The organism is Telluria sp. GW821-FHT07G12 (genome assembly GCF_059418525.1).
Window position 1 is genome coordinate 221813 of record NZ_JBWKQA010000006.1, and the last position, 18125, is coordinate 239937.

At 65.6% G+C, this 18125-nt stretch carries 20 protein-coding genes and 1 tRNA gene; 9 read left to right on the plus strand and 12 right to left on the minus strand.

Annotation, left to right across the window (positions count from 1 at the left end):
• Positions 1-60 precede the first annotated feature (60 nt).
• From AC07PE_RS21965 to AC07PE_RS21975, 3 genes are all read left to right on the plus strand, one after another.
• A complete protein-coding gene (locus AC07PE_RS21965) occupies positions 61-780 on the plus strand; it encodes a fused MFS/spermidine synthase (RefSeq protein WP_498768437.1) in 720 nt (239 codons plus the stop codon).
• 124 nt (positions 781-904) lie between these two features.
• The gene (locus tag AC07PE_RS21970; protein ID WP_498768439.1) at positions 905-3748 is read left to right on the plus strand and encodes a bifunctional diguanylate cyclase/phosphodiesterase; all 2844 of its coding nucleotides are present in this window, start codon (positions 905-907) and stop codon (positions 3746-3748) included.
• 138 nt (positions 3749-3886) lie between these two features.
• The gene (locus AC07PE_RS21975; protein ID WP_498768441.1) at positions 3887-4102 is read left to right on the plus strand and encodes a hypothetical protein; all 216 of its coding nucleotides are present in this window, start codon (positions 3887-3889) and stop codon (positions 4100-4102) included.
• Here AC07PE_RS21975 and AC07PE_RS21980 read toward each other — a convergent pair whose 3' ends face one another.
• Both AC07PE_RS21980 and AC07PE_RS21985 read right to left on the minus strand, forming a co-directional pair.
• A complete protein-coding gene (locus AC07PE_RS21980) occupies positions 4103-4474 on the minus strand; it encodes a hypothetical protein (RefSeq protein WP_498768443.1) in 372 nt (123 codons plus the stop codon).
• A gap of 59 nt (positions 4475-4533) precedes the next feature.
• The gene (locus tag AC07PE_RS21985; RefSeq protein ID WP_498768445.1) at positions 4534-4680 is read right to left on the minus strand and encodes a hypothetical protein; all 147 of its coding nucleotides are present in this window, start codon (positions 4678-4680) and stop codon (positions 4534-4536) included.
• Positions 4681-4881: 201 nt separating this feature from the next.
• On the opposite strand from AC07PE_RS21985, the gene AC07PE_RS21990 reads away from it, so the two are divergent.
• A complete protein-coding gene (locus AC07PE_RS21990; protein ID WP_498768447.1) occupies positions 4882-5088 on the plus strand; it encodes a hypothetical protein in 207 nt (68 codons plus the stop codon).
• Between the two features lie 11 nt (positions 5089-5099).
• Here the strand turns inward: AC07PE_RS21990 and AC07PE_RS21995 are convergent, their stop codons facing one another.
• Positions 5100-5294, minus strand: a complete 195-nt coding sequence (locus AC07PE_RS21995; RefSeq protein ID WP_498768449.1) for a hypothetical protein — start codon at positions 5292-5294, stop codon at positions 5100-5102.
• On the minus strand, positions 5291-5473 hold the full coding sequence (locus AC07PE_RS22000) for a hypothetical protein (protein WP_047826474.1): 183 nt from the start codon (positions 5471-5473) through the stop codon (positions 5291-5293). The genes AC07PE_RS21995 and AC07PE_RS22000 overlap by 4 nt, the downstream gene beginning before the upstream one ends.
• 135 nt (positions 5474-5608) lie before the next feature.
• On the opposite strand from AC07PE_RS22000, the gene AC07PE_RS22005 reads away from it, so the two are divergent.
• The gene (locus AC07PE_RS22005; protein WP_498768451.1) at positions 5609-6517 is read left to right on the plus strand and encodes an alpha/beta hydrolase; all 909 of its coding nucleotides are present in this window, start codon (positions 5609-5611) and stop codon (positions 6515-6517) included.
• Here AC07PE_RS22005 and AC07PE_RS22010 read toward each other — a convergent pair.
• Positions 6504-6800 carry a 2Fe-2S iron-sulfur cluster-binding protein gene (locus AC07PE_RS22010; protein ID WP_498768453.1) on the minus strand — a complete coding sequence of 99 codons (297 nt, stop codon included), beginning with the start codon at positions 6798-6800 and terminating at the stop codon, positions 6504-6506. The genes AC07PE_RS22005 and AC07PE_RS22010 overlap by 14 nt on opposite strands.
• 125 nt (positions 6801-6925) lie before the next feature.
• On the opposite strand from AC07PE_RS22010, the gene AC07PE_RS22015 reads away from it, so the two are divergent.
• Both AC07PE_RS22015 and AC07PE_RS22020 read left to right on the plus strand, forming a co-directional pair.
• Entirely contained in the window at positions 6926-8083 is a 1158-nt protein-coding gene (locus tag AC07PE_RS22015) for a L,D-transpeptidase family protein (protein ID WP_498768455.1), read from the plus strand.
• Between the two features lie 61 nt (positions 8084-8144).
• Entirely contained in the window at positions 8145-8849 is a 705-nt protein-coding gene (locus tag AC07PE_RS22020; protein WP_498768457.1) for a M23 family metallopeptidase, read from the plus strand.
• Positions 8850-8863: 14 nt separating this feature from the next.
• Here the strand turns inward: AC07PE_RS22020 and AC07PE_RS22025 are convergent, their stop codons facing one another.
• The 6 genes from AC07PE_RS22025 to AC07PE_RS22050 form a co-directional block, all read right to left on the minus strand.
• Positions 8864-9997 (minus strand): hypothetical protein, encoded by a 1134-nt coding sequence (locus AC07PE_RS22025; RefSeq protein ID WP_498768459.1) that lies wholly within the window; start codon positions 9995-9997, stop codon positions 8864-8866.
• A gap of 104 nt (positions 9998-10101) precedes the next feature.
• Positions 10102-11898 (minus strand): M4 family metallopeptidase, encoded by a 1797-nt coding sequence (locus AC07PE_RS22030; protein ID WP_498768461.1) that lies wholly within the window; start codon positions 11896-11898, stop codon positions 10102-10104.
• A gap of 160 nt (positions 11899-12058) precedes the next feature.
• On the minus strand, positions 12059-12634 hold the full coding sequence (locus AC07PE_RS22035) for a hypothetical protein (RefSeq protein ID WP_498768463.1): 576 nt from the start codon (positions 12632-12634) through the stop codon (positions 12059-12061).
• 9 nt (positions 12635-12643) lie between these two features.
• Complete coding sequence (locus tag AC07PE_RS22040) at positions 12644-13828, minus strand: zinc-dependent alcohol dehydrogenase (protein WP_498768465.1); 1185 nt, start codon at positions 13826-13828, stop codon at positions 12644-12646.
• Between the two features lie 219 nt (positions 13829-14047).
• Positions 14048-14914, minus strand: a complete 867-nt coding sequence (ypfJ, locus tag AC07PE_RS22045) for a KPN_02809 family neutral zinc metallopeptidase (RefSeq protein ID WP_498768467.1) — start codon at positions 14912-14914, stop codon at positions 14048-14050.
• A gap of 10 nt (positions 14915-14924) precedes the next feature.
• A complete protein-coding gene (locus AC07PE_RS22050) occupies positions 14925-15110 on the minus strand; it encodes a hypothetical protein (protein WP_498768469.1) in 186 nt (61 codons plus the stop codon).
• A gap of 141 nt (positions 15111-15251) precedes the next feature.
• Between AC07PE_RS22050 and AC07PE_RS22055 the strand changes: the two genes are divergently transcribed.
• A complete protein-coding gene (locus AC07PE_RS22055) occupies positions 15252-16214 on the plus strand; it encodes a methyltransferase (RefSeq protein ID WP_498768471.1) in 963 nt (320 codons plus the stop codon).
• 126 nt (positions 16215-16340) lie between these two features.
• On the plus strand, positions 16341-17948 hold the full coding sequence (locus tag AC07PE_RS22060) for a methyl-accepting chemotaxis protein (protein WP_498768473.1): 1608 nt from the start codon (positions 16341-16343) through the stop codon (positions 17946-17948).
• A gap of 65 nt (positions 17949-18013) precedes the next feature.
• Here AC07PE_RS22060 and AC07PE_RS22065 read toward each other — a convergent pair.
• A tRNA-Ser gene (locus tag AC07PE_RS22065) sits at positions 18014-18110 on the minus strand.
• Positions 18111-18125 lie beyond the last annotated feature (15 nt).

The window sequence follows — 18125 nt, forward strand, 5'->3', positions numbered from 1 at the left end:
AACTTATCCTTTGCAACAAGCTAGACCGCCATGCCGCACGGCGCATCGTATACTCGCCCCATGCAGAATCTACCGAAGCCGCTGGTGCGCACCGAGGGCGACCGCCGCACGCTGGAGTTCACGCCCGGCGACATCCAGAGCGCGATGCGGCTGTCGCGCCCGCACAAGCTGGTGCTGGCCTACACCCGCGCCATGATGTGCTTCGGGCTGTTCGTGCCGCGCCCCACGCACATCCTGCTGGTGGGCCTGGGCGGCGGCTCGATGGCCAAGTTCTGCCATCGCCATTTTCCGAACGCCCGCATCACCGTGCTGGAACTGCGCGCCGACGTGATCGCCCTGCGCGAGGCCTTCCTGGTGCCGCCCGACGACGGCCGCTTCCGGGTCATCCACGCCGACGCCGCCGAGTGGATGGTCGGGGCGCCGGCGGCCAGCTTCGACGCCATCGTGGTCGACGGCTTCGACGAGGCCGGCCTGCCCCCTGCCCTGTCCAGCCGCTTCTTCTACGAGGTGTGCCGGCGCCTGCTGTTGCCGGACGGGGTGCTGGTTGCGAATGTATTCAGCTATGACAAGCGGCGCGGCGAGGTGATCGCGGCGCTGGATGCCGCCTTCGACGGCCGCAGTTGCCGGCTCGACAAGGTGGCCGGCAACAACCACATCCTGTTCGCCGGCGCCGCCACTCAGGGCCGTGCCGCGCGCCTGCTGCGGCGCCTGCCCTTCGCATTATTGAACCGTCTATGCGTACGCCTCATACTTGGCTGGATTGCATGGCGCACTGTTTGAGGATCGCCACACCTGCGTCCATACAGCTCTGCGGCGTGACAATTTGTTTGCGGAAATAAGCGCTTCTGTGACAAACTGGCGCGCACTTCATGCCTTCTGGCAAGTATTTTTTATAGGAAAACGGATGCCGCGTCGCCGACTGCAGCTTTCGCTCACGCTTGCAGCAGCCCTTACGCTTGGGGGTGGCCTGGCCACGACCGCCGTGCTGACGATCGCGGTCAACCGGCTCGAAATCGACAACAAGTCGCTGGCTTTCGAACAGGGCACGAACGTGCGCGTGGCCGCCCTGCGCCAGGGCATGGACGAAGCGGTCGAAGTCCTGAACGTCACTAACCAGCTGTTCACCACCGTGCAGCCGGTGACGCGCTCGCAGTTCCACGATTTCACCACCCCGCTGCTGCTGCGCAATCCCTATATCAAGGCCTTCAATTTCCACCGCGCGGTGGACGACAGCGAGCGCACCGCCTTCGAAGCCGAGCTCCAGCGGGTCCGTCCCGGCACCATCCTGCGCGAGCTGATCGGTGGCCAGCTGGTGCCGGCGCCGCGGCGTCCGCACTACAACGTGGTCGACTATCTCGAGCCGATGCAGGGCAACGAGCCGGCCTTCGGCCTGAACGTCGGCGAAAACGGCGAAGTGGCGCGGGCCCTGGCGCGCGCCCACGCCAGCGGACGCGCGTCCGCCACCGGCCTGCTGCGCCTGGCCCAGGACCCATCGGGCAAGCCCAGCTTCGAGGTGGTGATGCCGGTCTACGGCCCGGCCGGCCGCCTGCTCGGCGACACCGCCGCCGTCATCGACGTCCAGACCCTGGCCCGCTCGACGCTGGCGCGCGCCGGCCTGCTGGAAGACGGCAGCATCCTGCTCAAACTGTATATCGGCGCCCAGACCAAGCCGGGCGCGATGGTCTACGCCAACCACGACGCCGCGGAGTCGGCTTCGCCGGAACTGCCGCTGCCGCACTGGCTGGCGCGTCCGCGCGCACGCTCGCTCGACCGCTTCGTGGCGGCCGGCCAGACCTGGACTGTGGAAGCCTCGGCCGCGCCCAAACCTTATCTGACCGACCACCTGGCCTCGACCCTGCTGCTGGCCGGCGGCGCCTTGTCGACCCTGCTGCTGGCCGCCTTCGTGCAGGCCGCCGGCCAGCGCGCGCGCAAGGTCCAGGAACTGGTGCGCGAGCGCACCGCCGATTTAAAGCTCACCAACCAGCGCCTGATCGACGACGTCCTGGCCCGCAAACGCACCGAAAAGGCGCTGCAGGAAAGCGAGCAGCGCTTCCGCCAGCTGGTGGCGATGTCCTCGGACTGGTACTGGGAACAGGACGAGCGCCTGCGCTTCGTCGCCGTGACCGGCCACTTCACGGAAAAATCCGGCATCGCCGTCGAGCGCATCCTGGGCAAGACCCGCGCCGAATTCGTGGCCGGCCTGGCCGACAGCGAATCGGGCCGCGAGCACATCGCCGCCATCGAGGCGCGCGAGCCCTTCAAGAACCTGGAATACCGCGCGGTCGACGACTTCGGCGAGGAGCGCTGGTTCTGCGTCAGCGGCCAGCCGATGTTCGACGACAGCGGCCGCTTTACCGGCTACCGCGGCACCGGCAGCGACATCACGGCGCGCAAGATCACCGAGCAGCGCGTGCACCACGTGGCCCAGCACGACGTGCTGACAGGCCTGCCCAACCGCTCGCTGCTGCAGGACCGCCTCGGCCAGGCCGTGGCCTATGCGACCCGCAGCGGCCATCCGGTGTGGGTGATGCTGATCGACCTGGACCGCTTCAAGTTCGTCAACGACAGCATGGGCCACAAGGCCGGCGACGTGCTGCTGATGACGGTGGCGGCGCGCCTGCGCGGCTCGCTGCGCGATACCGACACCGTGGCGCGCCTGTCGGGCGACGAATTCGTGGTGATCCTGTCGCAGCACGAAGACCAGCCGCTCACCCACGACATCGTGCAGCGCGTGATGGATTCGGTGGCCCAGCCGGTGATGCTGGGACCGAAGGAATTCTTCGTCACCTGCAGTATCGGGGTGGCCGCTTACCCGAGCGACGGCACGCCGGCCGAGAGCCTGATCGAGCATGCGGACATCGCCATGTACCGCGCCAAGAAGCTGGGCCGCAATAACTTCCAGTTCTACACCCCGGCAATGAACGAGGAATCGCTAGAGCGCGTGCGCATCGAAAGCGCGCTGCGCAACGCCCTCGAACGCAACGAATTCGTGCTGCACTACCAGCCCCAGGTCGACCTCAAGACCGGCCAGATCGTCGGCATGGAAGCGCTGATCCGCTGGAAGCATCCGGAACTGGGCATGGTGCCGCCGACCCGTTTCATCAGCGTGGCCGAGGACACCGGCCTGATCGTGCCGATCGGCGCCTGGGTGATGCGCACCGCCTGCGCCCAGAACAAGGCCTGGCAGGATGCGGGACTGGGCCATTTGCGGGTGGCGGTGAACCTGTCGGCGCGCCAGTTCAGCGCCACCGAACTGCTGCCGGGGATCGAACAGGTGCTGGCAGAGACCCGCCTCGATCCCTCCTGCCTGGAGCTGGAGCTGACCGAGAGCCTGTTCATGAGCGATGTCACGCCGGCGGTCGACCTGCTGCACCGCATGAAGTCGCTCGGGGTGAAGCTGTCCATCGACGACTTCGGCACCGGCTACTCGAGCTTCTCCTACCTCTCGCGCTTCCCGATCGACGTGCTGAAGATCGACCGCTCCTTCGTGAACGACATCACGATCGACGCCAACGACGCCGCGATCGTGGCGTCCATCATCGCGCTGGCCCACAACCTGCGCCTGTCGGTGATCGCCGAGGGCGTGGAAACGGCCGAGCAGCTCGACTACCTGCGCCACCAGGGCTGCGACGAAATGCAGGGTTATTACTTCTCGCGCCCGCTGCCGGCGCACGAATTTGAACAGCTACTGCGCCAGCGCCGCGGCCTGGCGGGCATCGAAGACGAGCCGCAAGTAGCCGTTGCCTAGCATTTGCTTGAATAAATGCCGCTAAGGCCTTGTATTCTTTGTTTTATCTGCAATTTTTTGTGGCACAAAAAAAATCATTCCCCTACAATAGACTAAAAATATAGCAACAATGCTTTTCAGATAATAAAGAGGGATGATATGAACTTCGAGACGGCCAGCCTCAGCGCGGCCCACAGTGCAGCAGACCGTAAGCAGCGCACCGACATGCGGACCCGCGACCTCGTCAACCAGGCGGTCGCGTCGATCCCCACCCTGGGCCTGCAGCGCGCCGCCGAATTCCTGGCGGCGATGAACGTGCCGGCCGAGATCGCGGTGCGCACACTGGTGTATCCGCACCGCCGCCGGGCAAACTGATTACCGCTTCGGTTCCTGCGAGCTGATGTCGGCCAGCGATTCGCGGCCGCGCTCCGTCAGTTCGTAACCGCCGCTCGCCAAAGCGGCGATGTGCGACTTGCGGCTCAGGAACTGCACGACATCCTCATCGATCGCGCTCGCGGGATCCCGCTCGAGCGCACGCAGCGCTTCGATACAGCGCCGCAGGAACAGCACTTCCTGCCCCTTGTCCATCAGCGACAGCGCACCATTCTTCGCATACTGCACCAGCTTCAGCCCCGACAGGCGCTTGGCATTCCGGCCCACGCAGGCGTTCACACGGTCGGTGCGGGCGCCGCGCCGGATGAGTTCGAGGGCGTCGTATTCGTCGCCCGTCAGTTTTTCATTCTTCATTCAAGCTTTCGTTGAGAGCAAAGGTCGCCATGGTAAGGCGGCCCGGGCTCTCCCGCAACTTACTTCAGTGTGCGCAGCGCCGCCCACACGATGCCGGCCCCCGCCAGCGCACCCAGCGCACCCAGCGCCAAGGCCATTTGCAGGCGTCGGGAAGCCAGCATGGAGTGTCGTCCGAGATAAATCTTGTTGTGCAATGTGGTGCCCATGCTGTCCTCCCTGAGAGTGGTTGGCCGATGGACCATTATAAAAACTTTCTCGGAAGGCTATGTGCGCTGTCATACATTAGGCAATGATTGTAGCCATAAAGCAACACATTCATGCAGTGCCTATCGAGCGCCGGGAGCGTGGGCTGGCTGTTAGGATCAGGTCAACACCTGAACCCCAACAACCTGTAAGGAGCACACACCATGAACACGTCGACGCCCAAGCCGGACCCCGGCGCAAAAGCCCCGCCGATGATGCACGAAGGCGATATCGGCAGCGGCGAGATCACGCCTGGCCAGCACGAAACGAATGAGATGATCAAGGAGATTCCGCCGCTGCCGCGCAGTGGCGGCAGTCAGCAGGATGCCGGCAAGGCCGGCAATCAGCAGGGCGGCTCGGAGAAGCCCTGATTCGAAGCGCCCTAGCCCGCCTTGATGGGCGGCTGGGGCGCGCGCGGTTCTTCAACCGGCGCACGCGCGGGCGCCGGCACGTCGTCCGGATCCGGACCCGGCTGCGGAGGCGGCTGATTCGGGTCGGTCGGATCGGGCGTGGTGTGGGCGCGAAGAACCGGGTCCGCTAGTGCGGCCCGATCATCGACCGGAGGGGCTCCAGTCATCGCCCCTCCTTTTGCTTCGCTCCGCCGCCGGCCCCCTTCCCTTTGCCGGCCTTGACGGTCGTCTTCTCGTTATGGCTGCTCTTGTCCGGGTTCACACCGGCACGGCGCTTGGCCAGATCCTCTTCCGAGTCGTTGGCCGATTGCTTGTTCTGGTTGCCGCTGGATTTCGATTGGGTCATAGCATTCTCCTCTGGTGAAAAGCTGACAAACGGATCACGTTTTTGCGCAGCCTAGCATGGAAGACCCGGACCGGCTTTCAATCGTGCGCGAGCTTGGTATGATGATGTTCTTGCCGTTTTCATACTGGATGTCCGATGCTGCGTAGCCTGATTTCCCTCGCTCTCGCCGTCGCCTGCGCCGGCGCCAACGCCGCCGCACCGGCGCCCATGAAGCTGGCCGACTACCTGGCCCTGAAGGGTCCCGTTCCGAACGCCACCTTCGCCTACGGCAGCGCGCCGTCCCAGTTCGCGGAACTGTTCATCCCCGGCGGCCCCGGCCCCTTCCCGGTGGCGGTGCTGGTGCACGGCGGCTGCTGGACCAAGGAATTCGGCGGCATCACCCAGTTGCGCAACCTGGCGGGCGCGCTCGCCGAGCGCGGCATCGCTTCCTGGAACGTCGAGTACCGGCGGGTCGACGAGCCGGGCGGCGGCTATCCCGGCACCTACCAGGACATCAACGCGGCGCTCAACATGCTGGCCCAGCAGGCGCGCCGCTACCCGCTCGACCTGAACCGCCTGGTCGCGGTCGGTCACTCGGCCGGCGGCCAGCTGGTGCAATGGATGGCGGGCCGGCCGCGCATCCCGGCAAGCAGCCCGCTGTACCAGCCCGACCCGCTGCCGGTGAAGAACGTGGTGAGCCTGGGCGGCCTGGCCGACCTGCGCCGCGAACAGGCCCTCATCAAGTCGAGCTGCGACCGCGAGATCGGCCAGCTGGCCGGCGCGCCCAGCGACAAGCGGCCGGACGTCTTTGCCGACACCAATGCCGGCGACCTGCTGCCGAACGGCAGCCGCACCATCCTCGTGACAGGGGAACTGGACAAGATCTCGCCGCCGCGCGTGGCCCACGATTACGCTGCGCGCGCCCGCGCCGCCGGCGACATGGCCGAGGTCGTGATCCTGCCGGGCGCCAGCCACTACGACGAGGTGGCGGCCAGCTCGCATTCCTGGCCGCTGGTGGCGCGGGCGATCGAAGCGGCGCTGAAGACGCCCGTCAATCCCAACTGATGCGCTTCGCCAGCCGCTGGTCGACCACCACGTCGCCCACCGGCACGGCGACGCAAGGCAGCACATAGCCTTCGCGCTTCTCGTCGAAGGACAGGCCCGGCCACTCGACCAGGTAGCGCACGCTGCCGCTCGCCAGGCGGCAGATGCAGGTGCGGCAGGTGCCGTTGCGGCAGGAGCTGGGCAGGTCGATGCCGGCCTGCTCGGCGGCGTGCAGGATGGTGGTGTCCGCGGGCGCGGGGACACGCCATCCAGACGGCTGGAAAGTGATCGTGGCTTCGCTCATAGTGGCGATTGTACCGTCAGAGCATCGTGTTTACGCCCGCCGGAAGATGGGTTCGTTCGCGCACAGACCCTGGCGCGGCGCAGCACTACGCTGAGGTTTCCATATGTAAGTAATGCAGGAAGCCAATGAAATACATCGCCGCCCCCACCCTGGCCCTCGTCCTCGGCAGCGCTTGCGCCGCCGCCGGCGCCGCCCAGCAGGCCTATCCGGTCAAGAACAAGCAACCCGCACAGCCGACCGTACAGGCACGCGTCGCTGCGGCCTCGAATGCCAATGCCCAGACCGCCGCAGCCGCACGCGCGCAAAGCAGCGCCGTGCAGGCCGCGCCGGCAGCGGCTCCGGTTCAAGCGCCAGCGCCGGCCGGGCAGCCGACAGCCGCGCAAACCCCGGTCCCGCAAACCGCCGCCACCGCCCCCGTCAACGCACCGGTCGAAGCCAGCGAATCCGACCGCATGCTGCGCGCCCAGGTCCTCCTGGACCGCGCCCACTTTTCGCCGGGCGAGATCGACGGCGCCTTCGGCTCCAACATGAAGCAGGCGTTGTCCGGCTTCCAGAAGGCGCGCAACCTGCCGGTTACCGGCAAGCTCGACGAAGCCACCTGGAACGCCCTGAACGCCGACAACGCGCCGACGGTCGTCGCCTACACGCTGGCCGACAGCGACATCGCCGGCCCCTTCCGTCCGGTCCCGGATGACATGATGGAAAAGGCCAAGCTGCCGACCCTCGGCTATGCCACCGTGCAGGAAGGCCTGGGCGAAAAATTCCACGCCAGCCCGGGCCTGATCGACAAGCTCAACAAAGGCAAGGACCTGAGCCGCGCCGGCGAGCAGATCATGGTGCCGAACGTGGTGGGCACGGCGCCGCTGCCGCCTGCTGCCCGCGTCGTGGTATCGCGCGAGGGCCGTGTCCTGACGCTCGAAGACGCCACCGGCCGGCCGCTGGCCCAGTATCCGGCTTCGACCGGCAGCGAGCACGACCCGCTCCCGATCGGCCAATGGAAGATCGAAGCCGTGGCGCGCAACCCGACCTACAACTACAACCCCAAGCTGTTCTGGGACGCCAAGCCGGGCGATGCGAAAACCAAGATTGCAGCCGGCCCCAACAACCCGGTGGGCGTGGCCTGGATCGACCTGTCGATTCCGCACTACGGCATCCACGGCACGCCGGTGCCCGGCCTTGTCGGCAAGACGGAGTCGCACGGCTGCATCCGCCTGACCAACTGGAGCGCGGCCGAGCTTGCCGGACTGGTGCAGAAGGGAACGGAAGTCGTATTACAAGAGTAAATAGTAAGCTGAAGAAGTATCACGGCGGGTAATACTCAATACTAACAACAAGGAGAGCGTGATGAGATGGCTGTTGACCTTCCTGCTCGGCGTCGCGGTCGGCGCCGGCGGCCTGTTTGCCTGGCTGCGCCAGATGCCCCACGAACCGGCTGCGGCGCCCGCCGTCGCGGCGAACACGGGCTCGCTGCCCGCGCCGGCCGGGCCAGACATCGAAAGCACGCTTCCGCCCGCTCCCAAGGTCACGCCGGACCTGACCGAACTCGACCTGCCGCTGCGCCCGTCGACCACGGCATTACCCGCGGACAACGGCGCCTCCGCCACCGCCCCTGCCCTGCCCGCCGGCAAGCTGATGGTGCCGGTCGAGGGCATGGCGCTGGCCAGCATCAAGGACAATTTCGACCAGCCGCGCGGCGCCGAACGCCACCACGAGGCGCTCGACATCATGGCGCCGAAAGGCACCAAGGTGCTGGCCGTGGCCGACGGCAAGGTCGCCAAGCTCTTCACCAGCAAGCCCGGCGGCCTGACCATCTACCAGTTCGATCCGACCGAAAAGTACGCCTACTACTACGCCCACCTCGACCACTACGCCGACGGCATCAAGGAAGGCATGGACATCAAGCGCGGCGACCTGATCGGCTACGTGGGCGCGACCGGCAATGCCGACCCGAACGCGCCCCACCTGCACTTCGCCGTGTTCGAGCTGACGCCCGAAAAGCAGTGGTGGAAAGGGACGCCGGTCAATCCCTATCCCTTGCTGGCGCAGTGATCGGCGCTCGATGATCAGCGCTTGGCGCGACGGCGGCGCAGCAGCCCCATCAGCGCCAGGCCTGCGACGCCGGCCGTGAACGCTTCCGGTTCCGGCACATTGTTCGGATCCGGGTCCGGATCGGGCGTGGCGATCAGGCTCAGCAGCACGTCCGAGCACTGGCCATTCGCCGTGCAGCCACGCGCGGCGATCTGGCCCTTGTCGTTGATGTCGCCCGCATAGACCAGGTTCAAGCCGAGGGTCGGATCGATCAGGTCGTTCAAGTCCTTCAGTACGCCGCCGCTGTACAGGAAGGCGTGGTAGCCGCCAACACCGCCCGCCATGAAGTTCGAGGCGCCGACCACGTCGCCGGCTGCGTTGATGCCGGTGGCATAGCTGTCGTCGCCGCCGAGGTCGCCGATGTCGACCACCAGGCCGTTCGCATACAGGAAGGCGTGCGATTCCGCATCGTTGGCTATCCCGGAATATCCCGCCACCATGCCCGCATTGTTGATCGCATAGCCCTGGGCGAAGCTGCCGCCGAGGGTATCCAGGAGGTGCATGACACCGCCCGTGTAGGTGTAGGCGCGATAGTCGCCGGCCGCGCTGATCTCGGCATAGCCGGTGACGACGCCGAGGTCGTTGATGGCATTGGCCGCGCTGTAGCTGCCGCCATTGACGGCACCGATGTCGATCAGGGCGCCGCCGGGGCCGGTGACGAAACCGTGCTGGACGTTGGGCGTGGCGGTGTCGGACACCCCGACCACCTGGCCGGCGGCATTGATGCCGTAGCCATAGCTGTTCTGTCCACCCAGGGTGCCCAGCGTCTGCGCCGAGCCATTCGAGAACACGGTGGCCCGCGTCGCGTTGCCGACGCTGCTTTCGCCCACCACCGCCCCGCTCTCGTTGATGGCCCAGGCCTTGCTGTTGCCGGTGTTCGGCGCACCCTGGTGCAGGCTGGTGGCGGTGCCGTTGCTGCTCGAATAGGCGTTGATATGGCCGCCCGAGGTGTAGGCGTAGCCGACCACGGTGCCGGCGTTGTTGAGGCCGTTCGGCAGGCTGGTCAGATTGCCGAAGTTGCCGACCGGCGTCACGGTGTAGATCGGCGCCGCCTGGGCGGCTAGCGGGGCGGCAAAAAGGGCAAGCAGGAGACAGGACAGGCGTGGCATGGCGTTCTTCCAGGGTTAGTGAGGACGAAGGCCATGCTACCGATATAAATGTATTTATTGCAACAAATTAAGGCGTCACCTATCAATGTGAACAGGTGGCGGCCCTACTCGTCGACGTCCGCGCCGACGTTGATCGCCGCGTAAGCCCGCTGCACGGCGATGGATTCCTTGCCGCCCTTGCCGTACAGCTCTTCAGCCGCTTCGATCATCTTGGCGCGCGCATCGGCATAGTTGGTGCTCGAAGTGAACTTGGTGGTGTTGGCCTTGAACCAGATCCGGTAGGCCTTGTCGAGGCCGACGCCGCTCATCGCCGCCGGCGCCTTGACCAGGTATTTGCTGTAGTAATCGCTGGCCTTGTCCGCGTTCGAGCCCTGCGAGAGGAAGTAGAACATGCGGTTGTTCGGGCCGCTGCTGTAGTGCACGTCGAGGCGCTTGAGCGAGCTGCTCCAGGCATCCGGGCTGCTGCCGTCCTTGCTGGGCTTGTACATCCAGCGCAGCGGCGTGCCGCTCTTGCTGATCTCCTTGCCCAGCACCCAGTCGTTGCCCTCGGCCGGAATGGTCTCGCCCTTGCCGCCGGCGCGCGCATATGCTTCGACGACTTCGCCATTGATGTCGGAGGCGGATTCGTTCAGGCCGCCCGACTCGCCCGAATAGGTCAGGTTCGAAGTGGCGGCGGTGACGCCGTGGCCCATCTCATGGCCGATCACGTCGATCGAACCGAGGCTGTAGAAGCTGGAGCCGTCGCCGATGAACATGCAGCGGCAGGTATCGCTGTAGTAGGCGTTGTCGTAGGCGGTGTTGACGTGGGCGGCAATATACGTGGCGGTATTGTGGCCGTCCAGCGACTGCCAGCCGAAGATGTTCTTCAGCGCGTCGTAGGTGTTCATCAGGCCCCACATCGCGTTCACCGCCGCGGTCTGGCCGTTGGCATCGGTGGTCGAGCCGCGCGCGACGTAGTTCTTGCCGTCGCCCCAGGTGTTGGTGTCGTTGACGTAGACGTTGCCGGCGGTGGTGCCGTGGTTGGCATTCGTGATCGCCATCGCGCCGAACATGCCGCCGGTGCCGCGCGTATCGTCGATCATCTTGTACTTGCCGTCGACCAGCGTGGTGTTGATCGGCACCTCGCCGTTGTACTGGCTCTTGCCGACGCCGATCACGGTCTGCAGCATGCTCCACTGGTCGAGGATGCTGCCGTCGCGCGCGCTGACCACGGTGTCGTGGTAGACCGGCTTCTCGCCCACGTGCATGCGGGTGTGGACCAGGTAGGCCAGCTCGTAATGGTCGACCACTTCCTGGACGTCGAGCGCGTTCAGCTCATATTCCTGCTTGTCGCGCGCAGCCGCGGTGCGCTCGGTGCGCAGCACCGGATAGATGATCAGCTCGGCGCTGGGCGGGGCCACGTGACGGGCATCCGTTCCGAGGGAACCGAGCGCCTTGTCGATCGCCTGCTTGGGAGAAATGGCAGGGATGACGCTGAAGTCGTTACCCGGACCGTCGGCGGCGGATGCGCTGGTTCCGCCGCTTTTACCCAGGCCGGCGCGGCGCTCCGAGCTCGACTCGGACTGGATGAGGCCATTCGCATCGAGCACCACCACCGATTCGGAACCGAAGATGGGCACGCCCTTCCAGGTATGCGCCACCCGCATCACCTGGGTGCCCTGCATGCCGGGGTGCTGGACCAGGACCGTGAAACCATGGCGCGCATCCAGCCCACGCTGGGCGCGGCGCGCCTCCAGCTGGGCGACGACGCCGGCGCGCGAAGCCGGCGTGGCCGCCACCGGCGCGCTCATCATGGTGTTCGGCAGCGGGCCGGCCGCGAGCGCGGGGCTCATGAAAGGCGTGACCAGGGAGGAAATGGCGCCGATCGACGCCGCAAGAAGTGTGAGGGAACGCTGGTTCATTGCTCGTCTCCAATCGGTTGGGCCGCCGTAAGCAAGCTCTGCTTTGGGCACCATCAGAGTGTGGACGAGGTTCCGTTAAAAGATTTGCTCAAACGCAAAAAGCCCCACAGCGGCTGGAACCGCTGTGGGGCGTAGCGCAAAACGGTACTGCAGGTACTTCTTAGCGGTCGCGGCGGCGCATCAGATAGACAGCCGTCCCGACCAGCGCCGCGCCGATCGCCGCCTTTTTCACCAGGCCGGCCTTGTTGTGCTCCCATTCGGCCTTGATGCCCATCTCGGCCAGCACGTTCGGCACCTTGCCCTTGGCCAGGTCTTCGCCGATGCCCTCGACCACGTTGACGCGGTCGGCAGCCAGCAGGATCAGCCAGTGGCGCATGTCGTTCTCGGACCAGCGGAAGGCCAGCCGGCGCATCATGCCGGAAAAACCCTTCGGCGGCTGGGCCGTGCCGAAGATGGGGGTGATGCCGGGGCGCTCGGTCGAGGTCAGGATCTCGACGGTTTCCGGCTGCTGCGGCAGCTTGCCCTCATGCGCATGGATGAAGCGCGGCGGCGTGCGTTCCATCGGCACCGCCGGACGGTTCTTGCGGTCCAGGTCCGCGCCCCAGCCCTTGATGTGGGCCAGCTGTTCGCGCGATGGCCGCTGCGGCACCATCGGGTAATCCTGCTGGTGCTCGTCGGCGTGGCCGTGGTGATGGTGCTGGTGCGAATGTTCGTCGACTTGATCGTGGGTTTGCATGGGGTCTCCTTAATGCAGTGCGCTGGCCTGGACGGCGCGGACCTCGTGGGCGCGCGGCGGGATCAGGACGGTCTTGATGCAGCCGTCGAGTTTGCTGGAGAAGATGTGATAGGCATCCGAAATTTCTTCTAGCGGCACGCGGTGGGTGATGATTTCCTTCGGGTTCAGGCGGCCTTCGCGGATGTGCTCGATAAGGCGCGGCAGGTGGCGCTTGACGCTGGCCTGGTTGGCGCGGATCGTCAGGCCCTTGTTCAGCACGTTGCCCATCGGGACCATGTTGAAGGTCGGGCCGTACACGCCGACGATCGACACATTGCCGCCCTTGCGTACCGAGTTGATGCACCAGTGCAGCACGATGGAGGAACCGGCCTGTGCCTTCATCAGGCGGCCGGTCAGGGTCTGGGCGATCGAGCCGGCGGCGTCGCCGCCCACGCAGTCGATGCAGACGTCGGCGCCCATCCAGTCCGTCATCTTCTTAATGTGCTCGGCCATGTCATTGACCTCGCGGAAGTTGACTACCTCGCACTGGGCCCAGCGCTTGACGAATTCCAGCCGGTATTCGACCTCGTCGACCACGATCACACGTCCCGCCCCCATCAGCCAGGCCGATTTGGCTGCGATGATGCCGATCGGGCCGGCGCCGAAGATCACGACGGTGTCGCCTTCCTTGATGTCGCCCATCTCGGCCGCCTGGTAGCCGGTCGGCGTGACGTCGGTCAGCAGCACGGCGTCGTCGTCGTGGATGTCGTCCGGGATGATCATCGGACCGACGTCGGCCATCGGCACGCGCACGTACTCGGCCTGGCCGCCGTCGTAGCCGCCCGCCGTGTGCGAATAGCCGTAGATGGCGCCGACGGCGGTCGCTTCCGGATTCGTGTTGTGGCAATTGCCGTACAGTTCGTGCTGGCAGAAGAAGCAGGAGCCGCAGAACAGGTTGAACGGCACCATCACCCGGTCGCCCACCTTCAGCGTCTGCACGTCGGAACCGACGTCCTCGACCACGCCGATGAACTCGTGGCCAAAGGTATGGCCGACACGCGTATCCGGCACCATGCCGTGATACAGGTGCAGGTCGGAACCGCAGATACAGGTACGCGTGACGCGCACGATGGCGTCGCCCGGGTGTTCGATGACCGGATCGGGCTTGTGATCGGCGCGGACGCGATAGGGTCCACGGTAATTCATTGCCAGCATATGTCCTCCTCGTTGGTTAGCGGCCCGACTGTCGACATCGGGCCATTGATTAAACGTTATGTCAGAACGCTAAGAAAGGCGATATGCGTAAGGAAACGTGTGCAGAGTTTCTGGAAATTTTCTTATCTATATGTTTTTAAAGGGAAATTTGTTATGAATCAGAAACGACAACGGCCGCATTTCAGCGGCCGTTTGATCGATGAAGCGTGGTGCTTCGAATTAAAGCTGTCGGGCCTCAAACGTGTTGCATTGCTCCACTGACCCCGTTTGCAGGCCTTTCGTGAACCATCGCACGCGCTGCGCCGAAGTGCCGTGGGTAAAGGAATCCGGCACCACCTCGCCGCGCGACTGGCGCTGCAGGGCATCGTCGCCGATCGCGCTGGCCGCGGCCAGGGCCGACTCGACATCGCCCTGCTCGATGATCTGCTTGGCCTCGTTGGTGTGGTAGGCCCAGACGCCGGCGAAGCAGTCGGCCTGCAGTTCCACCCGCACCGACAGCGCGTTCGCCTCGGTCTCGGACAGGCGGTTGCGCATGCTGTCGACCTTGCCCGAAATACCCAGCAGGTTCTGCACGTGGTGGCCGACCTCGTGCGCGATCACGTAGGCCTGGGTGAATTCGCCGCCGACCTTGAAGCGCTGCTGCATCATGTTGAAGAAGGACAGGTCGATGTAGACCTTGCGGTCGGCCGGGCAGTAGAACGGACCGACGGCTGCCTGGCCGGTACCGCAACCCTCAGTCGGCGTGCGGCCGTCGTACAGCACCAGGCGCGCCGGGTGGTAGGTGCCGCCGCTGGCCTTGAAGATCTGGGTCCAGGTGGTTTCGGTATAGCGCAGCACCGTGCGCACGAACTGGGTTTCCTGGTCATTCGCCGGCGGATGCGAAGGCGCCTGCTGGACCTGGGCCGGCGAGCCGCCCGACAGCAGATTCAGAATGGTGCTCGGCGACACGCCGAAGAACCAGGAACCGAGCAGCGCAATGACGATCGAGCCGATCCCCACCGTACCGCCGCCGATACCGAAGCCGCCGCCACCGCCACCGCGGCGGTCCTCAACGTTATTACTTTGTTCGTCGCCTTGCCAACGCATCGTCTTCTCCTTATCGCCCGATCGGGCGCTTGAGGCTCACAGCCCCCTTTTGTTCACGCGCATCCTTGATGCGGAATTCCTCGTCGACGGCGAAGCCGGCGCGCTGCTCGTCATGCAGCATGCGTTCGTGGCGTTCGCGTTCGACTTCGCGCTCCAGGCGCGTATTCAGCACAGCGTCAGACATTCTCTTGGTCATGATATTCCTCCCGTTGCGCCAGTATGCGCAGGCAGGCACACCGGGTATGTACGAACCTTCACATATGCTCGATTTTAACGGAAGCTTCGCTATGTTCGCTCGCGCACAGAGTCGCCGCGTGCGGCACTTCATGCTGGCACAATGACCCTCGATCTCCGCTCCCCAGCCGCCCTCGCCGACCTCGGCCGCCGCTTGCGCGACCAGGATTACCGCTTCATGACCGTCACCCCGGCCACCCACCGGCGCCTCAACCGGCGCGCCGAGAACGCCTGGGCGCACGGCCTGCGCGACGTGCTCGGCTGGAGCCGGCCTTACCGCGACGGCGTGCTGCCGGCAGAGATCGATGCCCTGCTGCTGGAAAGCGGCCTGCGCGAGGACCTCGAACAGGACGGCGAGTCCGGCCACCGCGCTCGCATCCGCGTCTCGAGCATCGGGCGCCAGCTGTACTTCCACTCCGCCTTCCCGACCGACGACGACGACGCCGTGTTCTTCGGCCCCGACACCTACCGCTACGTGGCCGCGCTCAAGCGCGCGCTGGCTTCGCCGCTGCTGGGCCGCCCGGTACGCCGCGCGGTCGACATCGGCTGCGGCGCCGGACCGGGCGCGATCGAGCTGGCGCTGTGCTGCCCCGAGGCCACCGTCTACGGCGCCGACATCAACGAGGACGCGCTCGCGCTCACCGAAGTCAACGCCGAGCTGAACGGCGCCACCAGGCTCATCCCCTGCCGCAGCGACCTGCTGGACGGCGTCGACGGCCACTTCGACGTGGTGATGTCGAACCCGCCCTACATTCTCGACGCCGACGAGCTGCCCTACCGTCACGGCGGCGGCGAACATGGCGCCGGGCTGTCGATCCAGATCGTCAGAACCGGGCTGGCGCGCCTGCTCCCTGGCGGCAGCCTGCTGCTGTACACCGGCGTGGCGATCGTCGCCGGCGACGACCCCTTCCTGGCGGCGATCCGCCCGCTGCTCGACGAAGCCTGCGAGGAATGGCACTACGAAGAGCTGGATCCGGATATCTTCGGCGGGCAGCTGGAGTGCGAGGGTTACGAGAAGGTCGAGCGCATCGCGGCCGTGTGGCTGCACGCGGTCAAGCGCGGTTGAGATCAGGAACGTCAAAAGAAAACCACAAATAATCATTTAGCTGTGATCGTTTGTACAAGATTCCCGATCGGCAATATTCATCGCGACTATAATCGGTGTCCCATCCATGGCACCACTCGATTCTCCATGAAGATCACCAATCTCAAGGTGTGGGCGCGGCTCGCGCTCGGCTTTTCCATTGTTCTCATCCTGATGGTGGCCCTGGCCATCAACGGCGTTGCCAATATGGCGACCATGCAGGAAAAAATGACCCGGATCGTCGACAGCGACAACGTCAAGGTCAGGCTGGTGGCCGGCCTCCGCCAGTCGGTCATGAATGCGATCATCAACGGCCGCAACATCGCGCTGATGACCGACGCAGCCGAGATCGATGCCGAGAACAAGCGCCTGGCCGCCAACCGCGCCGAGTACAAGGTCCTGTTCGACAAGCTCTCCGGCATGATCTCCAGCGACACCGAAAAGGCGGACCTGGACAAGATCGTTGCCGCGCGCGCCGCTTCGGTGGACGTCGTCACCAGGATGACTGCCCTGGTGAAGGCCGGCCAGCGCGAAGAATCGAACCGCGTCCTGCTCAACGAGCTGCAGCCTCTGCAGACCAAGACCGTCATCGCGATGGGCGACATGGTGCAGCACCTCGAACGGCAGGTCGATGCCGCCGCAACTGAAGCAGCCGCAGCGCACCAGGCGGCGCGCCGCCACACGCTGCTGATCACGCTCGTTGCGCTGGTGCTCGGCGGCGCCATCTCCTGGCTGATCACGCGCAGCCTGCTGCGCCAGCTCGGCGGCGAACCCGGCTACGCGGCCGACATCGCCGGCCGCATCGCCAACGGCGAACTGGACGTGAATGTCGCGCTGCGCGACGGCGACCGCGCCAGCCTGCTGTTCGCGATGGACACCATGCGCGCGCGCCTGGCGGACCTGGTCGGCCACGTGCGCGAAGCCACCCACCACATCGCCCACGCCTCGAGCGAAATCGCGACCGGCAACGCCGACCTCTCGGCCCGCACCGAAGTGCAAGCGGGCTCGCTGGAAGAGACCGCGTCGACGATGGAAGAGCTGACCTCGACCGTGAAGCAGAACGCCGACCACGCCCACACCGCCAACGAACTGGCGCGCGCCGCCTCCACCGTGGCTGCGCGCGGCGGCGCGGTCGTGGCCCAGGTGGTGGACACCATGGGCTCGATCAACGAATCCTCGAAGAAGATCGTCGACATCATCTCGGTGATCGACGGCATCGCCTTCCAGACCAACATCCTGGCGCTGAACGCGGCGGTGGAGGCGGCCCGCGCCGGCGAACAGGGCCGCGGCTTCGCGGTCGTGGCCGGCGAAGTGCGTACCCTGGCCCAGCGCTCGGCCGCGGCGGCCAAGGAAATCAAGGCGCTGATCGACGACTCGGTCGGCAAGGTCGGCACCGGCAGCCGCCTGGTCGACGAGGCCGGCCTGACCATGAGCGAAGTGGTCGGCAGCATCGGCAAGGTGGCCGACATCATGGCCGACATCAGCGCCGCCACCGCCGAGCAGACCCACGGCATCGAGCAGGCCAACCGCGCGATCGTGGATATGGATGGGGTCACGCAGCAAAACGCGGCGCTGGTCGAGGAAGCTGCTGCGGCGGCGCAGGCGATGCAGCAGCAGGCGGAGGAGCTGGCGAAGCTGGTCAGTGTGTTCAAGGTTGGGGCTACTGCGCCGGCGGTTGCGGCGCCGGCGGGACGGCTTGCGCTGGCGATGCGCTGAAAAAAACAAAAGGCTCCCGAGGGAGCCTTTTGTTTTGGACAGTTTATTTCAACATCGTCCATGTTTGGCGGAGAGGGTGGGATTCGAACCCACGGTACGGTCACCCGTACGCCGTACGCCTGATTTCGAGTCAGGTACATTCGACCACTCTGCCACCTCTCCTGGTAACCGGTCGCT